Raw genomic sequence first — 16,832 nt, forward strand, 5'->3', positions numbered from 1 at the left:
GAGATCGTAAACACGTTCTTAAAGCTCGTCCGCCGTGGGCAGGGTGCGAGGGGTACGCGTGCGGTGCTTGGGCGCCGAAGTGCCTTCGGATACCCGGCCCCGTGCATCGTAGGCGTCCACGATGCGCGCCACCAGGGGGTGGCGCACGACGTCGGCGCTGGTGAAATGGTTGATGGAGATGCCCTTGACGCGCCTGAGCACGCGTTCGGCGTCGATGAGGCCGCTGGGCATGCCCTTGGGCAGGTCGATCTGGCTGACGTCGCCCGTGACCACGGCCTTGGCACCAAAGCCGATGCGGGTCAGGAACATCTTCATCTGCTCGGGCGTGGTGTTCTGGGCCTCGTCCAGGATCACGAAGGCATTGTTCAGCGTGCGCCCGCGCATGAAGGCCAGCGGCGCGATCTCCAGCGCATTGCGCTCGAAGGCCTTCTGCACCTTGTCATAGCCCATGAGGTCGTAGAGCGCGTCGTACAGCGGGCGCAGATAGGGGTCGACCTTCTGCGCCAGGTCGCCGGGCAGAAAGCCCAGGCGCTCGCCGGCCTCGACGGCCGGGCGGGTCAGCACGATGCGCTGCACATTGCTGCGCTCCAGCGCATCGACGGCGCAGGCCACGGCCAGATAGGTCTTGCCCGTGCCCGCGGGGCCGATGCCGAAAGTGATGTCGTGCCTGGCAATATTTTCCAGGTACAGGGCCTGGTTGGGCGTGCGCGCGCGCAGATCGGCGCGGCGCGTGGTCAGCTGAGGCAGGTCCTGGGATGCTTCGAGCATCTCGGTGTCGCCGGCCAGCATCAGCTGCAAGGTGTCCTCGGCGATGGCGTCGTCGGCAATCTCGTAGAGCGCCTGCAGCATCTCCAGCGCGTCGTTGGCCTTGGCCTTGGTGCCGTCGATCTTGAACTGTTCGTGGCGATGGGCAATCTTGACGCCCAGGGCGATCTCAATGGTGCGCAGATGCACATCTGCCGGTCCGCACAGATGGGACAGGCGCGTATTGTTGTGGGGAGTGAATGTGTGGCGCAGGATCACGCGGATAATTCCAATGAAAAATGGCCCCCAAACTTGCTCGCTAGGTGCGGCTCCCGGACCCAAGCGTCCGGGGCGCTTTTCATCTTGGGGCGGCCCGGCGATGAAAAAGCCGCCAACCGGCGGCAGAGGATTTCAATGATAGGCAAATTGACAGGAACCCTGCTGGAAAAAAACCCGCCCGAGGTGTTGGTGGACTGCGGCGGCGTGGGCTACGAGGTGCAGGTGCCCATGAGCACCTTCTACAACCTGCCGGCCACGGGCAGCAAGCTGGCCCTGCTGACCCATTTCGTGGTGCGCGAGGACGCGCAGCTGCTGTTCGGCTTCGGCACGGCCCGCGAGCGTCAGACCTTTCGCGAGTTGATCAAGATCACCGGCATCGGCCCGCGCATGGCGCTGGCCGTGCTCAGCGGCCTGAGCGTGGACGATCTGGCCGATGCCGTGTCCCAGCAGGAGGCCGGCCGCCTGGTCAAGGTGCCCGGCATAGGCAAGAAGACCGCCGAGCGCCTGCTGCTCGAGCTCAAGGGCAAGATCGGCGCCGATACGGGCGCGCAGTCGCTGTTTGCCCACAACAACGAGCAGAACGATATTCAGCAGGCGCTGATGGCGCTGGGCTACTCGGACAAGGAAGCATCTGCAGCCCTCAAGAAGCTGCCGCCCGACGTGGGCGTGAGCGAGGGCATCAAGCTGGCGCTCAAGGCGCTGACAAAATAGCGCGGCAGAACCTGTTGTTACTTTGAAGGAGGACGCAACATGGATTGGTGGACACGAAGCAGGCGTATCGGCCGCTGGTGCGTGAGCGCGGTGGCGGCGGCCGTACTGGCCGCCTGTGGCGGCGGTGGCGGTGGATCCGGTGGATCCGGTGGCGGCAGCTCTTCCGGCAGCACTCCCAAGGCTTATGTGCTGGATTCGCTGGTGCTGCCCGCATCGGCCGCCAAGAGTGCGGCGGCACTGCCCGCGGCCCTGCGGCCCACGGCCGCCACCCTGGTGCTGCCGCCATGGAGCGAGGCCAAGCAGGCGCTGGTCGCGGCGCCGGGCACGCCACTGCAGATCGGCGTTCCCAGAGCTCTGGCCGCCACGCAGACGGCGGACGGCCTGGCCCAGATGCTGAACTGGACGCAGGCGAGCGACGGCGGGCTGGTGGCGGCCGTCAGCATCACCTCGACCGGCGCCTACGGCCTGCGCCTGGGCCTGCTGGTGGCCAGCCTGCCCGATACGGCGCGGATTTCGCTGTACCGCCAGGACGGCAGCAAGACCGGCTACCAGACCACGGGTCGGGCCATCAATGCGGCTCTCGCGCGCAATCGTGCGGTCGATGGCGACACCCAGGCTGCCGGCACCTGGTGGTCGCCCGATCTCGGGGCCGACGAGGTGACGCTGGAGATAGAGCTGCCCGCGGGCGTTCCCGCATCCCAGCTGCAGATCGCCATCCCGACGCTGGCTCACGCCTATGTCAATCTGGCCTTGCCCATCGAGGCGGACCTGCAGGCAGGCGCCGTCACCAAGACCGTGGGAGCCGCGGCCGCCTGCGAACTGGATGCGAGCTGTGCCAACCAGTACGCGACCGAGCGCAATGCCGTGGCGCGCATGACCTATATGGGCTCGGACAGTCGCTACTACTACTGCACCGGCACGCTGCTGAACAACACCAGGCTCGACTACGCGCCGTACTTTCTGTCGGCCAACCATTGCGTCTCGACCCAGGCCTCGGCCACATCGCTGCGAACGGACTGGTTCTTCCGCTCGGCCAGTTGCAACAGCACCGCGCCCAATCCTCAGACCGCGGCGCGCCTGCAGGGGGCGGCGCTGCTGTATGCAACCTCGGTCACCGATACCTCGCTGATGCTGCTCAACGAAACTCCGCCGGCCGGCGTGACCCTGGCCGGCTGGGATGCGCGGGGCACGGCCGCGCCTGGGGGCGCCATCTATGCGCTGCACCAGCCGCAAGGCGATTACCTGAAATACAGCGAAGGCCAGATCCAGCGCTATGACAACTGCTCGCTGAGCGGCGGCGGCATTTCCTGTGCCTCGGGCAGTGCGCAAAGCGATTTTCTGTCCGTGGTCTGGAACAGGGGTACGACCGAGGGCGGCAGCAGCGGCTCGGCCCTCTTTATCGGCGGCCGCGTGGTGGGCACGCTATCGGGCGGCAGCAGCTCCTGCACGGTGGCCGGAGGCTCCGACGACTACAGCCGCTTTGATCACGCCTTCGGCAACAAGCTCAAGGACTGGCTGGCACAGTAGCGGGGCGCCCCGGGAGTCTGGCTCCCGGGGTGACAAAGCCTGGCAAGGCGGGACTTATTTGCCGCTCAGCTGCTTCACGGCCGCCTGGGTCTGCTTCACATGCTCCAGCGGGTCCGAGCCTATGTGCACGAACTTGATCCTGCCGTCCTGGCCTATCACATAGGAGATGCGCTCGGCCCGCTGGGGATTGGCGGCGGCCGCAGCGTCATAGGCCTTGATGGTGGCGGCCTGGGGATCGGAGGCCACGGCGAACTGGTCGCGGCAGGCTTCGGTGGAAAAACGCTTGAGGGTGGCGATGTCGTCGTGCGACATGCCCACCACGGTGGCGCCCATGGCTGCAAAGCGTGGCGTGGCTTCGGCAAACGCATGGGCTTCCAGCGTGCAGCCCTGGGTGAAGGCCTTGGGAAAGAAGTACAGCACGACCGGCCCTTTCTTGAGCGCGGCGGCCATGTCGAAATCGAAAGCCTTGCCGGCCACGGCGGCCTGGGTGGTGAAACCGGGCGCGCTGTCGCCCACATGCAGGGCCGCTTGAGCCAGGGGCGAGAAAAGCGCCGCTGCCAGCCACGGCGCGACGCTGCGGCGCAGCAGGGCCTTGGTTGAGGGGACGGACGTGCCACGGCGGATGAGGAACATGGGAGGGTCTCCTTGAGCTTTAGCCCGATTGTGACCAATCGGCCAAAGCCATGCTTTCGTCAGCCATGGCTGCGGCCCGCCCGGATTCAGGGACGGCCGCTCAGCGAGGCGCGGTATTCGAGCGCGTAGGCGAGCTTGCCGGCTTTTTTGCCGTCGGCGGGCTTGGGCGTGGCCAGGTCGTTGAAGACCGTGCTGCCGAAAGCGGTCAGCTGGCCCATCTGCTGCGCGGTATAGCCCGAGGCCGCAATCGGCTCGCCGGGATTGGCCTGGAGCATGAAGTTGGCCGCATCGCGCACGGCTTGCAGATAGCCCAGGTCCAAGCCGTTGCCGGCCCGGTTCAGGTCGTAGGAGGACAGCTGGAAGCCGCGTGGCGCAGCCTGCAGCCATTCGCTCCAGTAGAACTCCAGGAATTCCGAAGGATTCACGGGCTTGTCATAGCCGACTTCGCGCGTGAAATAGACCAGGGAGCGGTAGGGATCGTCCTTGAGACCGTTGCCCAGGCCCAGCTGGCGCGGCAGATCGGCGGGCGTGATGGCCGTGCCGTCGGGCAGCTTGAGCCAGACGAACTTCTGGGCGCGCATGGTGCGCCAGAAGCCGGCGTTGTTGAGATCCTGGTAATTGCCCTTGATCATCACCGGCATCTGCACCTGGCCGCCAGCCAGGCCGCCAGCAGGGTTGCCGTTGCCGTTGGGCGCTTCCCACAGGCTGGTGAAGCTGTGGTGGCCGTCGGTCAGGAACAGCTGCCCCTTGGGGCCGACCACGGCGGTCTTGAGCAGGCTTTGATAGTTGGCGACCCTGGCCTTGCAGGCGAAAGTGCTGCGGTCGTTGAGCCTGGAGCTGCTGCTCACGCCGTTCTTGGCGCTGGAGTCCATGCCGCTGTCTTCGCAGAGGTCGTCAAAGGCCTTTTGCCACTGCGTGGACGTCACGCCGCCGGTGGCGACATGGCGGTAGCGGCCCTGCTTGTAATAGATCTGATCGAAACCGATGGCCGGCTGCGTGGGCAGTGCGTCGGCCAGCGCAATCATCACGGGTTCGGTACTCGCGGCCGAGGCCGACAGGTATTTGCCCAGCAGAGGCTGCTCGGGAAGGCGGTGGCATAGGCCTGTGAGCGCGGTTCCGCCCTGCGCGGCCTGGTCCAGATAGTAGAAGGTTTCGCCGTTGACGGGCAGCAGCGTGCGGGCGGCGGCGGAGGAGCCCAGCCACAGGCCGGCGAACATGCCGTTGACCGAGGTGGTGATCCAGCCGCCCGCGGCTGCGGCATTGGCGGTGAGGGCCAGGTCGCTGTCTATCATGTCGGTCTGCAGCAGCCCGTTGCCGATGGAGACATAGTGGCGCAGGCTGCGGCCGCCGGACTGGCCGGGCTCGGTGCACAGCCATTCGCCGTCCAGCGCATTGGGTGCCAGCGCCCGATCGGCAGGCTGCAGCAGCCAGTTGCCGGTGGCAAAGTCGCCGCCGCTGCCGGCGCGAAACGCATCGATGCTGATGGAGTGGCCGCCGTTGCGCTTGCCCACCATGGCGCGCCCCAGGCGCATGCCGTCAAGCTTGACGGCCAGAGCGCCGGGGTAGCTGGACTGATCGGTTTCCGAGCTCAGGTAGCCGGTGCTGGCGCCGCTGCAGCCGTCGCCCATGGCCTGGCCGGGGCAGACGCGCAGGCTGCCGTCGCTGCCGATGCGGATCTGGCCGAAGCTGCTCTGGGTCTGGCCGGGCTTTCCTTGGGCGGAGTAGGCGACTTCCTGGCGCACATAGTTGTATACGCCGGCCAGGGCCGCCACCTGGGCGGCGCCCTGGTTGTAGGCCGTGAGCTGGGCCAGCATGGCGGTGTTGGAGGTCCCGAGCAGATTGGGAAGCCCCGATAGGCTGCCGTTGATCTGCTCTTCCCGGGTGCGAAAGCGCAGCTGGATCTGGGCCAGCTGTCCGCTCAGTGCCGCGGGCAGGCTGGTGCCGGCCGCGGGCTTGAACTGCTCGGCCAGATACTGGCCCTGACCATCGGGTCGGTAGCTACTGATGATGCTGCCGCTCAGGCCGAAGCGGGATTCCACAAAAGCGATGCTGATCTGCTGGTTGGCCTCATCCAGGGCCAGGCGCACGGTGTCGCCGACGCTCAGAGTGCCCAGATAGCTGCTGCCGCCGGGCAGCGGCGCCAGAGCCGTAGCAACAGGAGCGGGCGCCGGCGTGGGAGCGGGAGCCGGGCTGGCGGCAGCCTGGATGTCGCCGCCGCCACAGGCGTTCAGCAGGCCCAGGCTTGCGGCCAGCAGGCTGGCCTGGGTCAGGTTGCGGAGCACGGCGCTGCGGGGCGCAGAGGAGGTGGGGCGCATGGATTTGACGGAATTGAATGAGCAGCGCGCAGGCCGTGGCCCTGTGGCCGACGGGTTGCGCAGGTGTGGGGTCGGTAGATTTTGTAAATGCGCTGTTACAGTGCCGTGACAACGCGCGGAGGGCGATGCCCTGCCCGGATTCGCATGTGCCGGTTGCGGGGCAAAATAGCGGGCATGACAATTCATGTGGACGAATTCGCCGCCAGTCCGGCTCCTGCTCGCAAGGCCCGCGAGGCAACCGATGCATCGGCCGCCGCCCCGCGCATGGTCTCGGCGGGGCATTCGTCCGTCGGCGAAGAGGCGCTGGAACGCGCGCTGCGCCCCAAGCTGCTCGACGAATACGTGGGCCAGGCCAAGGCCCGCGAGCAGCTCGAGATCTTCATCGGTGCGGCCAGGAAGCGCAGCGAAGCGCTGGACCATGTGCTGCTGTTCGGTCCGCCGGGCCTGGGCAAGACCACCTTGAGTCACATCATCGCGGCCGAGCTGGGCGTGAATCTGCGCCAGACCAGCGGCCCGGTGCTTGAAAAGCCCAAGGATCTGGCGGCGCTGCTGACCAATCTCGAACCTAACGATGTGCTGTTCATCGACGAGATTCACCGCCTGAGTCCGGTGGTCGAGGAAATCCTCTATCCGGCACTGGAGGACTATCAGATCGACATCATGATCGGCGAGGGACCGGCCGCGCGCTCCATCAAGCTCGACCTCCAGCCCTTCACGCTGGTGGGCGCGACCACGCGCGCCGGCATGCTCACCAATCCGCTGCGCGACCGCTTCGGCATCGTGGCGCGGCTGGAGTTCTATACCTCGGAGGAGCTGTCGCGCATCGTGCGCCGCAGCGCGGGCCTGCTGGGCGCGCCCATCGACGAGGAGGGCTGCTTCGAGATCGCACGCCGCTCGCGCGGCACGCCGCGTATTGCCAACCGCCTGCTGCGCCGCGTGCGCGACTATGCCGAGGTCAAGGGCGATGGCCGCATCACCAGGGAGATCGCCGACAAGGCCCTGGCCATGCTCGATGTAGACCCGCAGGGCTTCGACATCATGGACCGCAAGCTGCTCGAAGCCGTGGTGCACCGCTTCGACGGCGGCCCCGTGGGCCTGGACAATATCGCGGCCAGCATAGGCGAGGAGTCGGGCACCATCGAGGATGTGATCGAGCCCTATCTGATCCAGCAGGGCTTTCTGCAGCGCACGCCGCGCGGCCGCATGGCCACCCAGGCCGCCTACCGGCACCTGGGCCTGCAGGCCCCCGGAGACGACCCAGCCGCATAAGCGCTAAAACCGGAACACCTCAAGTCAGAGACGCCGAGCAAGAGCCGCCTCGCGGCGGGGCCGCCCCGGCGAAGGCGTCGTCCCCCGCCGGGGGAAGCCGCGCAGCGGCACAGGGGGTTAGTTGTTTTGCGGTCCCGCGTTCCAGAACGCCTGCAGCACGCCGGGCAGGGCCTCGATCTGCGTGACCACCTGGTCCAGCTCCTCGGCGTGCACTGCGGTGGCAAACAGCTCGGCCTCGATCTCGGTGTTGTGCGGGTGGATTTCGTGCTTTTCCACGGCACGTACCGGGTAGTTGGCCGCCTCCAGCAGCTCCTGCATGCCCTCGCGCACATCGGCCTGGGCCGTCTGCTGGCAGATCACATACACATAGTAGGTGGCTTCGCTCGCATGCTCGGCCACGGGATGGCGGTTGATGTAGTTGACCACGGGGCGCAGCAAGGTGTTGCTGGCCAGCACGAACAGGGTGGCGATGCCGGCCTCGGGCAGCAGGCCCGCGCCTGCGCAGGCGCCCACGGCGGCCGAGCCCCATAGCGTGGCGGCGGTGTTCAGGCCCGTGATGTTGGCGCCTTCCTTCATGATGGCGCCAGCGCCCAGAAAGCCCACGCCCGAGACCACATAGGAGATGACGCGCGTGGCGCCGTCGGCCCCCGAGACGCGCATGGCCAGATCCACGAACACGGCAGCGCCCACGGCCACCAGGGTATTGGTGCGCAGGCCCGCCGTGCGCTGGCGTATCTGGCGCTCCAGGCCGATGATGCTGCCGCAGACAAAGGCCACGAGCAGGCACAGCACCGTGTTCAGGGTGGCCAGCAGTTGAAAGTTCTGTAAGGATTGCATGCAGCTCTGATTGTTATTGTCGGTTGATAGGCGGGCCATGAGCCTGACGCAGCCCATGCCAGAGACACCAAGCAAGGGCCACCCGCAGCGACGGTGTCGTCCTCTTGGGGGGAAGCGGCGCCAGCCGCTCAGGGGGGCTTCTTATTCACCACCCATATCTTCGAATATAGACGCGCTTGAGCAGTGTGATCAGCACAGCATAGGCCAGCAGGATGACGATGAGCCAGGGGAAGTAGCTGGCGGGCAGGGCCTGCAGCTTGAAGTTGTCGGCCAGCGGTCCCATGGGCAGGAAGATGCCTATGGCCATGATGGCCGCCGTGGTGGCCAGCAGCGGCCAGGAGGCGCGGCTGTGCAGGAACGGAATCCTGGGCGTGCGGATCATGTGCACGATCAGGGTCTGCGTGAGCAGGCCCACCACGAACCAGCCCGACTGGAACAGGGTCTGGTGTGCCGCCGTATTGGCGTGGAACACAAACCACATCAGCGCGAAGGTGAGCATGTCGAACAGCGAGCTGATGGGGCCGAAGAAGACCATGAAGCGGCCCAGGTCCTGGGGATTCCAGCGCAGCGGCTGGGCGACCAGTTCCTCGTCCACATTGTCGAAGGGGATGGCGATCTGCGAGATGTCGTAGAGCAGGTTCTGCACCAGCAGCTGCATGGGCAGCATGGGCAGGAAGGGGATGAAGGCCGAGGCGATCAGCACCGAGAACACGTTGCCGAAGTTGGAGCTGGCCGTCATGCGTATGTACTTGAGCATATTGCTGAAGGTGCGGCGGCCCTCGACCACGCCCTGCTCCAGCACCATCAGACTTTTCTCGAGCAGGATGATGTCGGCGGCCTCGCGCGCGATGTCCACGGCGCTGTCCACGCTGATGCCTATGTCGGCGGCGCGCAGCGCGGGCGCGTCGTTGATGCCGTCGCCCATAAAGCCCGTGATATGGCCGCCGGCGCGCAGCGCATGCACGATGCGCTCCTTGTGCAGCGGCGTCAGCCGTGCGAACAGCACATGCGACTCCACGGTGCGGCGCAGCTGCTCCTCGTCCATGGCTTCTATGGCGCTGCCCAGTATGGCTTCGTCGACCTCCAGCCCCACGTCGCGGCAGACCTTGCGCGCCACCAGCTCGTTGTCGCCCGTGAGCACCTTGACCGCCACGCCATGCTGCAGCAGTGCGGCAATTGCGGCATGGGTGGATTCCTTGGGCGGATCGAGAAACGCCACATAGCCGATCAGGGTCAGTTCGGCCTCGTCGGCGATTCCGTAGGTGTTCTTGTCGGGCGGCACCTCCTTCATGGCCACGGCCACCACGCGCAGGCCCTCGCGGTTCAGGCCTTCGGTGACGGCGCGCACCTGCTCGCGGCGCTGCGGCGTGAGCGGCAGCAGCGCATCGCCGTCGCGCAGCCGGGTGCAGACCTGCAGAATCTCCTCGACCGCGCCCTTGCAGATCAGCTCGTGATGGTGATCGCGCTCGGCCACCACCACCGACATGCGCCGGCGCTGGAAGTCGAACGGGATCTCGTCGACCTTGCGGTAGTCCTCGTTGATATGCAGCCGCGTGCGCAGCTCCACGTGCTCTAGCACGGCGCGGTCCAGCAGGTTCTTGAGCCCGGTCTGGTAGTAGCTGTTGAGATAGGCAAACTGCAGCACCTCGTCGCTGGGCCGGCCCTGCACGTCGGTGTGGCGCTCCAGCGCAATGCGGTCCTGGGTCAGCGTGCCGGTCTTGTCGGTGCACAGCACGTCCATGGCGCCGAAGTTCTGGATGGCGTCCAGGCGCTTGACCACCACCTTCTGGCGCGACAGCGCCACGGCGCCCTTGGCCAGCGTGGAGGTCACGATCATGGGCAGCATCTCGGGCGTGAGTCCCACGGCCACCGAGAGTGCGAACAGAAAGGCCTGACCCCAGTCGCCCTTGGTGTAGCCGTTGATGAACAGCACCACGGGCACCATCACGGCCGCAAAGCGGATCAGCAGCCAGCTGACGCTGTTCACGCCCTTCTCGAAGGCCGTGGCCGTGCGGTCCTGGCGCGTGATGCGTGCGGCCAGCGTGCCGAAATAGCTCTGGTTACCCGTGGCGATCACCACGGCCATGGCCGAGCCCGAGACCACATTGGTGCCCATGAACAGCAGATTGCCGGTCTCCAGCAGCTGGCCCGACTCCACGGCGACCCGGGTGCGGCCGTCTTTTTCCACGGGCAGCGACTCGCCGGTCATGGCCGCCTGGCTCACAAACAGGTCCTTGGCGGAGAGCAGGCGGCAGTCGGCCGGAATCATGTCGCCGGCCGACAGAGCCACGATGTCCCCTGGCACCAGTTCGCGCATGGGCAGCTCGGTCAGCGTGGCGTCATGGCCATGGCTGCTGTCGAGAAAGCCCGAGGGCGAGGCGTCCTGCGCCGCCCTGCGGCGCACGGTGACGCGGTTGCCGACCAGGGCCTGCAGGCGAGCGGCTGCCTGCCGGGACCGGCCTTCCTGGACAAAGCGCAGCAGCGTGGACAGCAGCACCATGCTGGCGATGACGATGGTGGCCTTCTGGTCCTCGGTCAGATAGGACACGACGGCCAGCACGGTCAGCAGCAGGTTGAAGGGATTGCGGTAGCAATGCCAGAGGTGCAGCCAGGCGGGCAGCGGTTTTTCGTGCGCCACCTCATTGGGGCCTTGGCGCTCCAGGCGCTCGTCGGCTTGTTCGGCGCTCAGTCCCCGCAGCGAGCTGTCCAGCTGCTGCAGCACGGCGTCCGTGCGGCTGCAGGCGGCGGCCTGCAGGGTTTGCACCAGGGCCGGCGGTACGGCGGCTGCCGTGGACGGATCGGCGGCCGGCATGGGCTGGCGGCCGAACAGTCCGGCCAGGCGGTGGCTGCGCAGAAAGGCCCGGAACAGGTTTTTGAGAATCTGCATGGCGGCCTCCCTTCAGTGCAGTGTCTTTCCGGGAGTGCCGAATCGTGCCCATGGCAGGCGCGCCAGCCAGGGGCGCTGCGTCTTGGCGGAGCGCAGCTGGTCGCAGATGCGGCTGCGCTGCTCGCGCGTCAGCAGCGACAGGGCGTCGGCGCGCTGGCGCGTGCTGAGATCGGCCATGGCCCTGGCCATGAGGGGCGTGGCATGGCGGTCGGCCAGGTGGCGCAGCACGTCGGCACGGCGCTCGGTCAGGGCCGAGCTCACGGCATGGGTCAGGCCGTGGTGGCGGGAGAGGGCTGCGGTATCGACAGAGGTCGTGGATTGAGGGCGGGTGCGCTGCAGCAGGCGCAGCCAGGTGAGGCGTTGCATGGGCATACTCCTTGGGGATGCCCGGGAGCTGCCCGCCCGGCTATGGCATCAGGCGCGCGACCCCGGGGCGGGGTTCCAGTTTGTGCGCGCTGCCTTGAGGTCAACACGCACGCCAGCAGGCTTGCGTATGCGCGCCGCAGAGGGCGCGCCGCAAGATCGACTCGGGTCGGGGTCCATACGTGTTCCTTGGAAAGAGGTGATTGAAAAGCCGGTCGGCGCTGAAGCCGGCCTGCAGCGAAGTCGTTCAGAGCGCGGTGCGGCTGCTCAGAAAGTTGCGGATGCGATGCGTGGGCCAGCTGGTCCGGGCATCGAGCTCACGCGTCTGCTCCAGCGCCTGCGGACGCGCAGCCGGGACTGCGGGCGCGGTACGGTGCGGCGTGCCGCCGGCACGGCCGAGCGGGGCGCGCAGCAGCAGGCGCAGCGGGCGCAGAGAATGGGTCAGGCGGTTGCTCATGGCGTTCTCCTCGGGGCTTGAGGGAGGGCACCAGGCGGCAGCGCAGCCAAGCGTTTTCGCGCGGTCGCAATCCGGCCAAGGGCGGAATGACTCGGGCGCGAAACATCTCAGTGAAGGGCAGAGCTTGCGGGTTCTCGGGTACTACCTGCGCTGCGCACGGCAGCCTGTGCGCAGGGGAGGCAAACAGCAAGTTGCGAAGGTCGCGGGGCAAGGGATGCGGGGCGGTCGACGACGGCTCCCGATCCTGGGGAGTCTGTCAGTCGGCCAGCGGCGCAGCCATTGCGGTCTGCGTTAAATCACTGGTTGAACTGGCACTGTCCACGTGGGGACTCCTGAATTTGCGAAGCCTTGATTATCGTTGCAGCCGCATCTAGGGTCAACCCTAGGTTGCATCGAGCTGTAAACCGCTCCGTGAAAGCCGGCCTGGCAACGCGGCCATGCGCGGCTGTTTGGGCAGCGCTGCGCTAAAATTGACGTCCTGCTCCGGGGTGCACGCCAGTGCTGAGATCCACACCCGAGAACTTGAACCGGGTCATTCCGGCGGAAGAAGAGCTTGCCCCTGACGTGGCCGCGTCCCCATGCGCCGCGGACGGGAGCCTTCGGAGCATCATGTCCCAGCTCTCGAAGGAATTCCATGGACAAGGCTGACCTGCTGGTCGCAGACCTGCTCGCATTCATCTCTATGGATGCCTGTACCGACGATCAGTTCGACCAACTCGCCCTGCGGCTGTTCGCCCATCAGTACGAATCCAACACGCCGTTTCGCAGCTTCTGCCAGCGGCGCGGTGCCACGCTGCGCAATGTGAAGACCTGGAGCGACATCCCGGCCGTTCCCATCGATGCCTTCAAGGCCATGGAGCTGCGCAGCGAGCCGGCCTCGCCCGCCGAGCGCGTGTTCATGACCAGCGGCACCACGGGCCAGGCCAAGGGTCTGGCCGCGCGCGGGCGCCACTTCCATCCCAAGCTCGAGGTCTACGACCTGTCGATGACGCGCAACTTCGCGCAGCGCTTCATGCGGGGTGTGGAGCGCCTGCCCATGGGTGTTCTTTTTCCCGACGAGCAGGCCATGCCCAATTCCTCGCTCGCGCATTACCTGGCGCTGGCCAAGTCCGAGTTCGGCACGGCCGACAGCCGCTACTTCCTGACGCCCGAAGGCCTGGACATGGCCGGCCTGTGCGCGGCGCTGGAGGAGGCCGAGCGCACCGGCCGGCCCTATGCGCTGCTGGGCGCGAGCTTCAGCCTGGTGCACGTGATGGACGCGCTGCGCGCTGAAGGGCGCAGCTTTCGCCTGCCGGCGGGCAGCCGCATCCTGGATACGGGCGGTTACAAGGGCCAGTCGCGCGAACTGCCGCTGGAAGAGTTCTATGCGGACCTGTCGCAACTGCTGGACGTGCCGCGCACGCACTGCATCAATATGTACGGCATGACCGAACTGAGCACGCAGTTCTACGACGACGGCAACGCCACGCTGCCCTCGGTCAAGTCGGGCCCGCACTGGATACGCTCGCGCCTGGTCGAGCCCATCACCGGCCGCAGCGTGGCGCCCGGCGAGCGCGGCATCCTCGTGCACTGCGACCTGGCCAACTACAACGCGGTCACCACCATCCTTACCGAGGACGTGGGCCTGTGGGCGGACGGGGACTTTTTGCCGCCGGGCCGCCCCAAGGAAAAAAGCGGCCCCCTCGGGGGGCAGCGGCTACACGAAGTGAGCGAGCGTGGGGGCCATTTCCTGCTGCTGGGCCGTGCCGAGGGCGCGGCCGCCAAGGGCTGCTCGCTGGCCGTCGAGGAATTCGTGAAGGCTGCCGCTGCATGACGACCCGGCGGATCACGGCCGGCTACCTGCCCGGGCTGCACGAAGACGAGCTGCAGTGGCAGGTGCTGCCCTTCGAGCGCGAGGGTTTGAGGCTGGAAGTCTCCGTGCCCGTGCTGAGCGCGGCCCAGATGCAGGCGCTGGCGCAGCGCGTGCGCGAGGCCGCCAACTGCCATCTGAGAACGATGACGGTGGCTGAAATCATCGAGGTGATAGACCGTGCCATCGCGCGGCTGCTGGACCGCAACGACCCCTACCGCCGCGAGGCCGAGGCCTGGCTGCCCGTGGTCAGCGGCTATGACGCCGACATGGTGAGGCTGGGGCTGACGGGCTTCTTCAAGACCTTCCGCGCCGCGCAGCTGCGGCGCTTCGTGGCCGAGGACTTTGCCAACCCTGCCGTGCTCGACGGCTTCCAGCCCGCGTCCAAGGGCGGCGCGGTGCGCGCCTTCGGGCCTGATCTGCTGGTGCACAGCTGGGCCGGCAACGTGCCTGCGCTGTCGCTGTGGAGCCTGGTCTGCGGCCTGCTGGTCAAGGCGCCCGCCATCGGCAAGCTGGCCAGCGCCGAGCCGCTGTTCGCGGGCTGGTTCGCACGGCTGCTGGCCGAGGTTCACCCGCCGCTGGCCGACTGCCTGGCCGTGGTCTGGTGGAGCGGCGCGGGCGGCATAGGCGACGAAGGAGCCGGCGCACTCTATGCCCAGGCCGACACGGTGCTGGCCTATGGCGGCAACCAGACGCTGGATGCGCTGCGTCGGCGCCTGCCCGTGACCACGCGCTTTCTGCCGCACGGCCACAGGCTGGGCTTCGGCCTGGTCGGCGCGGCCGCTCTCGACACGCTCAAGGCGCCTGCCGTGGCGCGGCTCGCGGCCTGGGACGTGATGCGCTACGACCAGCAGGGCTGCTATTCGCCCCATGTGTTCTATGTGGAGCGCGGCGCGGCTGTGCCGCCGCGCGCCTTTGCCGACTACCTGGCGGCCGAGCTGGCCAATCTGCAGCGGCGCTTTGCGCGCCGTCCGCTGGAGCTGGAGGAGGGCACGGCCGTGGCCCGCTGGCAGCAGGGAGTGGAATGGGCGGGCGACGACCAGCAACTGCTGGGGCCCGTGGATGCGTGCTGGAGCGTGGCCTATAGCGACAGCCTGCAGCCGCTGGCGCCCACGGCCCTGTACCGCACGATTGCCGTGGTCGGCGTGGACAGCCTCGACGCCGTGGTGCCCGTGGCCGCCGCGCAGCGCGAATATCTGCAGACCGCAGGCATTGCGGCCGCGCCCGAGGAGCTGTACCGGCTGGCCGGCCTGCTGGGCGCGGCCGGCGTCACGCGCATCAGCGCCATAGGCTCCATGAGCATGCCCGAGGCGGGCTGGCACCACGACGGGCGCTTCAATCTGATCGACTTGGTGCGCATGACCGAGATCGAGCAGTCGGCCGAGGCCGCCGCCCAGCCTTTTGCCTCATACGCGGACTGACGGCATGGCATTTCTCGATATTCAGCAGGTGGTCTTCACCTATCCCGGCCGCGCTCCTGTGGTGGACGGCGTGGACTGGCATATGCAGGCCGGTGAATTCCACTGCCTGCTGGGCCGCAGCGGCTGCGGCAAGACCACGCTGCTGCAGCTGGCCGCGGGCCTGCTCAGGCCCCAATCTGGCCATATCGTGCTGCGCGGCGGCGAGCTGGCCGCGCCCGGGCCGCAGGTGGGCTTTATGTTCCAGGCGCCCACGCTGCTGGACTGGCACAGCGCGCTCGACAATGTGCTGCTGCCCGTGTCGCTGCAGCGCCGGCCCAGGCCCCAGGACCAGGCGCGCGCGCTGCAGCTGCTGGAGCAGCTGGGCCTGGCCAGCCATGCCGGGCACCATCCACGCCAGCTCTCGGGCGGGCAGCAAAGTCGCGTGGCGCTGGCGCGGGCCCTGATCCTGGAGCCGCCGCTGCTGCTGCTGGACGAGCCTTTTGCGGCGCTGGACGCCATCACGCGTGCCGAGCTGCAGGACGACCTGCTGCGCACCTGCCGCGAACGCGGTACCACGGTGCTCTTCGTCACCCACGACATCAACGAGGCCGTCTACCTGGGCGACCGCATCGCTCTCATGCATGGCGGGCGCATTGTGGATGACTGGACCATAGAGCTGCCCGCGCCGCGCACCCAGGCCATGCGCCACGGCGCGGCCTTCAACGACTGCTGCGCCCGCGTGCGCGCCGCCATGGATAGGAGCCGCGCATGACGCCGACACCGCTCCAGGCCAGATTGCTAGCCGCAGCACTGCTATTGATTTTGTTAACCCTGTGGGAGCTGCTGGTGCGGCATTGGGGCCTGTCGGCCCTGGTGCTGCCCGCGCCCTCGGCCATTGCGCTATCGCTGTGGTCGGGCCTGGCCTCGGGCTACTTCTGGCCGCACATCTGGTCCACGCTGCAGGCCCTGCTGCTGGGCCTGGCCGCGGGCAGCGTGGTCGGCCTGCTGGCCGGCATGGCGCTGGCCGAATCCGCGCTGCTGGAGCTTGTGCTCAAGCCCTATGTGGTGGTCAGCCAGGTCGTGCCCAAGCTGGCGCTGGCGCCGCTGTTCGTGCTGTGGTTCGGCTTCGGCATGCTGCCCACGGTGCTGATCACGGCGCTGATCTGCTTTTTCCCGCTGATGGAGAACACGCTCACGGGCCTGAGGCAGGTCGATGCCCAGCGCCTGCAGCTGTTCCGCATGCTGGGTGCGACCCGGCTGCAGACCCTGCTGCGCCTCAAGCTGCCCACCGGCCTGCCCGCCATACTCGCGGGCCTGCGCGTGGCCGTGGTGCTGGCCCTGGTCGGCGCCGTGGTGGCCGAGTTCATGGGTGCCAGCCAGGGCCTGGGCGCCGTGGTCATCGCGGCCCAGGGAATGATGGACACCGCCTTGATGTTCGCGGCCCTGGTGCTGATCGCCGCCATGGGCTTGCTGCTGTACCAGGCCTGCCTGATGCTGGAGCGCAGGCTGCTGCGCGCCCATGCTTTCCCAACCTCCCGCTCGGGCGACAAGCCTTGAGCCC

At 67.5% G+C, this 16,832-nt stretch carries 14 protein-coding genes; 7 read left to right on the top strand and 7 right to left on the bottom strand.

Features of this window, described 5'->3' with window-relative positions; all coding sequences use genetic code 11:
• Window positions 1–18: 18 nt before the first annotated feature.
• Window positions 19–1,023: a PhoH family protein gene (locus AB6724_RS06720; RefSeq protein WP_369337736.1), complete on the bottom strand. Its 1,005-nt coding sequence runs from the start codon at window positions 1,021–1,023 to the stop codon at window positions 19–21.
• A gap of 135 nt (window positions 1,024–1,158) precedes the next feature.
• On the opposite strand from AB6724_RS06720, the gene ruvA reads away from it, so the two are divergent.
• A complete protein-coding gene (gene ruvA / locus AB6724_RS06725; protein ID WP_369337737.1) occupies window positions 1,159–1,734 on the top strand; it encodes a Holliday junction branch migration protein RuvA in 576 nt (191 codons plus the stop codon).
• A gap of 39 nt (window positions 1,735–1,773) precedes the next feature.
• The gene (locus tag AB6724_RS06730) at window positions 1,774–3,261 is read left to right on the top strand and encodes a trypsin-like serine peptidase (protein WP_369337738.1); all 1,488 of its coding nucleotides are present in this window, start codon (window positions 1,774–1,776) and stop codon (window positions 3,259–3,261) included.
• 54 nt (window positions 3,262–3,315) lie between these two features.
• Here the strand turns inward: AB6724_RS06730 and AB6724_RS06735 are convergent, their stop codons facing one another.
• Entirely contained in the window at window positions 3,316–3,894 is a 579-nt protein-coding gene (locus AB6724_RS06735; RefSeq protein WP_369337739.1) for a peroxiredoxin, read from the bottom strand.
• Window positions 3,895–3,980: 86 nt separating this feature from the next.
• A complete protein-coding gene (locus AB6724_RS06740; RefSeq protein WP_369337740.1) occupies window positions 3,981–6,209 on the bottom strand; it encodes a ParB/Srx family N-terminal domain-containing protein in 2,229 nt (742 codons plus the stop codon).
• Window positions 6,210–6,383: 174 nt separating this feature from the next.
• Here AB6724_RS06740 and ruvB point away from each other — a divergent pair, with 174 nt between their 5' ends.
• Window positions 6,384–7,478 carry a Holliday junction branch migration DNA helicase RuvB gene (ruvB, locus tag AB6724_RS06745; protein WP_369337741.1) on the top strand — a complete coding sequence of 365 codons (1,095 nt, stop codon included), beginning with the start codon at window positions 6,384–6,386 and terminating at the stop codon, window positions 7,476–7,478.
• A gap of 117 nt (window positions 7,479–7,595) precedes the next feature.
• Here the strand turns inward: ruvB and AB6724_RS06750 are convergent, their stop codons facing one another.
• The 4 genes from AB6724_RS06750 to AB6724_RS06765 all read right to left on the bottom strand — a co-directional run bounded on the left by AB6724_RS06750 (window position 7,596) and on the right by AB6724_RS06765 (window position 12,022).
• The gene (locus AB6724_RS06750) at window positions 7,596–8,315 is read right to left on the bottom strand and encodes an MgtC/SapB family protein (protein WP_369337742.1); all 720 of its coding nucleotides are present in this window, start codon (window positions 8,313–8,315) and stop codon (window positions 7,596–7,598) included.
• A gap of 145 nt (window positions 8,316–8,460) precedes the next feature.
• Complete coding sequence (mgtA, locus tag AB6724_RS06755) at window positions 8,461–11,202, bottom strand: magnesium-translocating P-type ATPase (protein WP_369337743.1); 2,742 nt, start codon at window positions 11,200–11,202, stop codon at window positions 8,461–8,463.
• 12 nt (window positions 11,203–11,214) lie between these two features.
• Entirely contained in the window at window positions 11,215–11,568 is a 354-nt protein-coding gene (locus tag AB6724_RS06760; protein ID WP_369337744.1) for a hypothetical protein, read from the bottom strand.
• Between the two features lie 244 nt (window positions 11,569–11,812).
• Window positions 11,813–12,022 (bottom strand): hypothetical protein, encoded by a 210-nt coding sequence (locus AB6724_RS06765; protein ID WP_369337745.1) that lies wholly within the window; start codon window positions 12,020–12,022, stop codon window positions 11,813–11,815.
• Between the two features lie 634 nt (window positions 12,023–12,656).
• Here AB6724_RS06765 and AB6724_RS06770 point away from each other — a divergent pair.
• Genes AB6724_RS06770 through AB6724_RS06785 form a run of 4 tightly spaced genes read left to right on the top strand, consistent with a single transcriptional unit; the run spans window position 12,657 to window position 16,828 of the window.
• Window positions 12,657–13,835, top strand: a complete 1,179-nt coding sequence (locus tag AB6724_RS06770) for a LuxE/PaaK family acyltransferase (RefSeq protein ID WP_369337746.1) — start codon at window positions 12,657–12,659, stop codon at window positions 13,833–13,835.
• On the top strand, window positions 13,832–15,292 hold the full coding sequence (locus AB6724_RS06775; RefSeq protein ID WP_369337747.1) for an acyl-CoA reductase: 1,461 nt from the start codon (window positions 13,832–13,834) through the stop codon (window positions 15,290–15,292). Before AB6724_RS06770 ends, AB6724_RS06775 begins: the two co-directional genes overlap by 4 nt.
• A gap of 4 nt (window positions 15,293–15,296) precedes the next feature.
• Window positions 15,297–16,043 (top strand): ABC transporter ATP-binding protein, encoded by a 747-nt coding sequence (locus tag AB6724_RS06780; RefSeq protein ID WP_369337748.1) that lies wholly within the window; start codon window positions 15,297–15,299, stop codon window positions 16,041–16,043.
• Complete coding sequence (locus tag AB6724_RS06785; RefSeq protein WP_369337749.1) at window positions 16,040–16,828, top strand: ABC transporter permease; 789 nt, start codon at window positions 16,040–16,042, stop codon at window positions 16,826–16,828. The genes AB6724_RS06780 and AB6724_RS06785 overlap by 4 nt, the downstream gene beginning before the upstream one ends.
• The last annotated feature ends 4 nt before the right edge of the window (window positions 16,829–16,832 follow it).

This window comes from Comamonas guangdongensis (assembly GCF_041079535.1).
GTDB lineage: Bacteria > Pseudomonadota > Gammaproteobacteria > Burkholderiales > Burkholderiaceae_C > Comamonas > Comamonas guangdongensis.

Coding starts and splice junctions, on each gene's coding strand:
- ruvA (WP_369337737.1), top strand. CDS start 1,159: ATGATAGGCAAATTGACAGGAACCCTGCTGGAAAAAAACCCGCCCGAG.
- AB6724_RS06730 (WP_369337738.1), top strand. CDS start 1,774: ATGGATTGGTGGACACGAAGCAGGCGTATCGGCCGCTGGTGCGTGAGC.
- AB6724_RS06735 (WP_369337739.1), bottom strand. CDS start 3,894: ATGTTCCTCATCCGCCGTGGCACGTCCGTCCCCTCAACCAAGGCCCTG.
- AB6724_RS06740 (WP_369337740.1), bottom strand. CDS start 6,209: ATGCGCCCCACCTCCTCTGCGCCCCGCAGCGCCGTGCTCCGCAACCTG.
- ruvB (WP_369337741.1), top strand. CDS start 6,384: ATGACAATTCATGTGGACGAATTCGCCGCCAGTCCGGCTCCTGCTCGC.
- AB6724_RS06750 (WP_369337742.1), bottom strand. CDS start 8,315: ATGCAATCCTTACAGAACTTTCAACTGCTGGCCACCCTGAACACGGTG.
- mgtA (WP_369337743.1), bottom strand. CDS start 11,202: ATGCAGATTCTCAAAAACCTGTTCCGGGCCTTTCTGCGCAGCCACCGC.
- AB6724_RS06760 (WP_369337744.1), bottom strand. CDS start 11,568: ATGCAACGCCTCACCTGGCTGCGCCTGCTGCAGCGCACCCGCCCTCAA.
- AB6724_RS06765 (WP_369337745.1), bottom strand. CDS start 12,022: ATGAGCAACCGCCTGACCCATTCTCTGCGCCCGCTGCGCCTGCTGCTG.
- AB6724_RS06770 (WP_369337746.1), top strand. CDS start 12,657: ATGGACAAGGCTGACCTGCTGGTCGCAGACCTGCTCGCATTCATCTCT.
- AB6724_RS06775 (WP_369337747.1), top strand. CDS start 13,832: ATGACGACCCGGCGGATCACGGCCGGCTACCTGCCCGGGCTGCACGAA.
- AB6724_RS06780 (WP_369337748.1), top strand. CDS start 15,297: ATGGCATTTCTCGATATTCAGCAGGTGGTCTTCACCTATCCCGGCCGC.
- AB6724_RS06785 (WP_369337749.1), top strand. CDS start 16,040: ATGACGCCGACACCGCTCCAGGCCAGATTGCTAGCCGCAGCACTGCTA.